This is a genomic window from Pseudorhodoplanes sp. (assembly GCF_035565855.1).
In the GTDB taxonomy this organism is placed as follows: domain Bacteria; phylum Pseudomonadota; class Alphaproteobacteria; order Rhizobiales; family Xanthobacteraceae; genus Pseudorhodoplanes.
Map to the genome: position 1 here is coordinate 1 of NZ_DATMRX010000362.1, position 2710 is coordinate 2710.

Annotated in this window: 3 protein-coding genes; 1 reads left to right on the forward strand and 2 read right to left on the reverse strand. The window is 61.6% G+C overall.

What is annotated here, in order from left to right; genetic code table 11:
- Positions 1-514, forward strand: a 514-nt coding sequence (locus VN004_RS20645) for a MutS-related protein (protein ID WP_414710373.1), incomplete at its 5' end; no start/stop codon positions are given.
- A gap of 6 nt (positions 515-520) precedes the next feature.
- Here the strand turns inward: VN004_RS20645 and VN004_RS20650 are convergent.
- Together VN004_RS20650 and VN004_RS20655 are read right to left on the reverse strand one after the other, a co-directional pair.
- Positions 521-1333: a hypothetical protein gene (locus VN004_RS20650; RefSeq protein WP_325614054.1), complete on the reverse strand. Its 813-nt coding sequence runs from the start codon at positions 1331-1333 to the stop codon at positions 521-523.
- 107 nt (positions 1334-1440) lie between these two features.
- The gene (locus tag VN004_RS20655; RefSeq protein ID WP_325614055.1) at positions 1441-2496 is read right to left on the reverse strand and encodes an alcohol dehydrogenase; all 1056 of its coding nucleotides are present in this window, start codon (positions 2494-2496) and stop codon (positions 1441-1443) included.
- Positions 2497-2710 lie beyond the last annotated feature (214 nt).

Genomic DNA, 2710 nt, shown 5'->3' on the forward strand with positions numbered 1-2710 from the left:
CGACGAGATCGGGCGCGGCACGGCAACCTTTGACGGCCTGTCGATCGCCTGGGCCAGCGTCGAGCACCTGCACGAAGTCAATCGTTGCCGGTCGCTGTTTGCGACGCACTTCCACGAGCTGACCGCACTCGCAGCGAAGCTGCCCCGCATTCACAACGCCACCATGCGCGTCAAGGAGTGGCAGGGCGATGTCGTGTTCCTGCATGAGGTGGTGCCCGGAGCCGCCGACCGATCCTATGGAATCCAGGTGGCGAAGCTTGCCGGTTTGCCGCCCAGCGTGATCGAGCGCGCCAAGGTCGTACTCGCCGAGCTTGAAGCAGACGATCGGCACAAGCCGATGCGTGGCTTCGAGGACCTTCCGCTGTTCCGTGCGGCGCAACCCGCAAGCGCGCCAGCAGACGCCGCTTCACTTGACGTGATTTCCGCGCTCGAAGCACTCGATCTCGATGAGATGTCGCCGCGTGAGGCGATCGAGATGCTTTACGCCCTGAAGGCGAAGTTGACGAAGCGCTGAGACGACTCAGTCCATCGGCAGCTTCGCGGCGAATTGTGTCCGCCAGGTCCAGAGCGCGGCGTTCCATAAAAGTGAGGCGATCAGCGCGATTGCCAGAGCCCACCATTTACCGAGGGGCACCGAAAACAGATAGACCGCAAGGAAGGCCGGTATCAGCCCAAGCATGGGAACCTGAGCGTGAGCGATCACGTTCGACGTGGCGGGTCCACCAATGCGGTTATGCAGGATAACGATGAAGCTCGACATCGCGATGGGAAACACCGCGAAGACACCGGAGGAAAATGCTCCGATCGAATGGCTGATCGTTGTCACGATAATGACGAAGGCCGATACCGCCGCGGCGCGCAACGGTATGTCATAGGGACGCGTGACCACCGCGGCCCTCGGAAAGGTGGCTCTGCGCAAATTCGCGGTCGCCCAGATGGCGACGGCCGCAACACCGATATTCAATGCGACGGCCGGCCACAGCGTGAAATCGACGTGACGAAGTCCCCACGCGCAGACGAACCAGATCAGCAGCGCACCGCCAAGCCCGACAATCAGAGAATTTCGGCGCGCCAATAATGCATAGACCGCGGCAAATGTGACGCCGGCGGCGTTGGCCGTCAGACTGCCGAGCGCCGATTGCGAGATGAAGTCGGGCAAATGCTCGACGGCCATGACGATGTAGGCAGCGCCGACCGAAGTCGGCAGTGACGCAATCATTGCACCGAGAAACGGGCCACCACGCTCGACGATCATCGAAGCGGTGACGATGATGCTCGATGTCAACGCTGCCTTGAGAAGGAGCGAGAGCCAGAAATACTCGGAAGGGGACATGCGGCTATTTAACCGAGGGTACTTGTTGTTTATCGGAGTCGCGCGGGCTCTGCCAGCCCTGCTCTCGGCTTTGCACCGATATGGTTGTCCCCTTCGTTTTCGCAAATTCAAATCGGCGCGAGCACCACCCGGCCGACAACGTTACCCTCCTTCAGGTCGTTCAGGCTTTCGTTAACGCTTTCCAGCGGACGGACCTCGACCGGCATGTAAGGCGCCGGAGACTTCCGCAACAGCGCAATCAGTTCATTCAGCTCGGGCAAGCTGCCGGTATAAGACCCCTGAACGGTCATGGCCCGCATCGGAATGTAAGGTGTCGGAATTGTAATCTCGCCGCCGAACAATCCCACCACGACGAGCCTGCCGCCTTTGGTCAGGAGATCGGTGCCGAGCTTTACCGTGGACCCTGATCCCACGAAGTCCACGACCGCCCAGACCCGGTCGTTAATGATGGCCTGGATTTGCGCAGCAGCATCGCCGGCGCGTCCGTCGACAACTGCGAGCGCGCCGGCCCGCATGGCCGTCTCGCGCTTGCGCGCATCGACGTCTACGACCACGGCGCCCCGCGCTTCCATGGCCTGCAGAATGGCGAGAGCCATCAGACCGACGCCGCCAGCACCAATCACAACAATCGGTTCGCTCTTCAGCAAATCGCCGAACTTCTTCAGCGCCCCGTAGGCCGTCACGCCGGAACAAGCCAGCGGCGCAGCTTGATCGGGGCTGAGGTCGCCGTAATCGATGAGATAGCGCGGATGCGGCACCATGAGGTGATCGCTGAAACCTCCGGGCCGGAACGCGCCGACGAATTGTGGCTTCAGGCAGAGTTGCTCGTCACCGCGCCGGCACACCGCGCATGTGCCGCAGCCGATCCAGGGATAAACCAGTCGCTCATCGCCGATTGCAATGCCCGTGGCTTCCGGGCCCATCGCAACAACCCGCCCGACATTTTCATGCCCCAGCGTCAGCGGCAGTTTCAGCCCGCGATCGGCGAGCCGCATCACGTTGCCGCCGCCGATATCGTAGACGCCTTCCCAGAAATGGATGTCGCTGTGGCAGATGCCCGCCGCTGTCACCTGCAGCAAAACCTCGGTGCCGGTGGGCACCGGCGTGTCCTGCTCGCACAATCGAAGCGGCGCACCGCACTCGCAAACTTGATAGGATTTCATTTTTGCTCCTCCCGCCCGGAGAGCTTACTCGTTCCGCGGCGCTTTTCACCCGGCGATCTTAAGTATTGAAAACACTGGGCTTTTCTGACCCTCCGCCCCGCGGATGAGCACGAGGCGTTGGGCGATTGGTCATCTTAAAGCCGTGACAGGCGCGATGCGCTCAGCTATCCCCATGCGCCATGCTGTCGCCCGATCAGACTTCTAGGACCGCGAG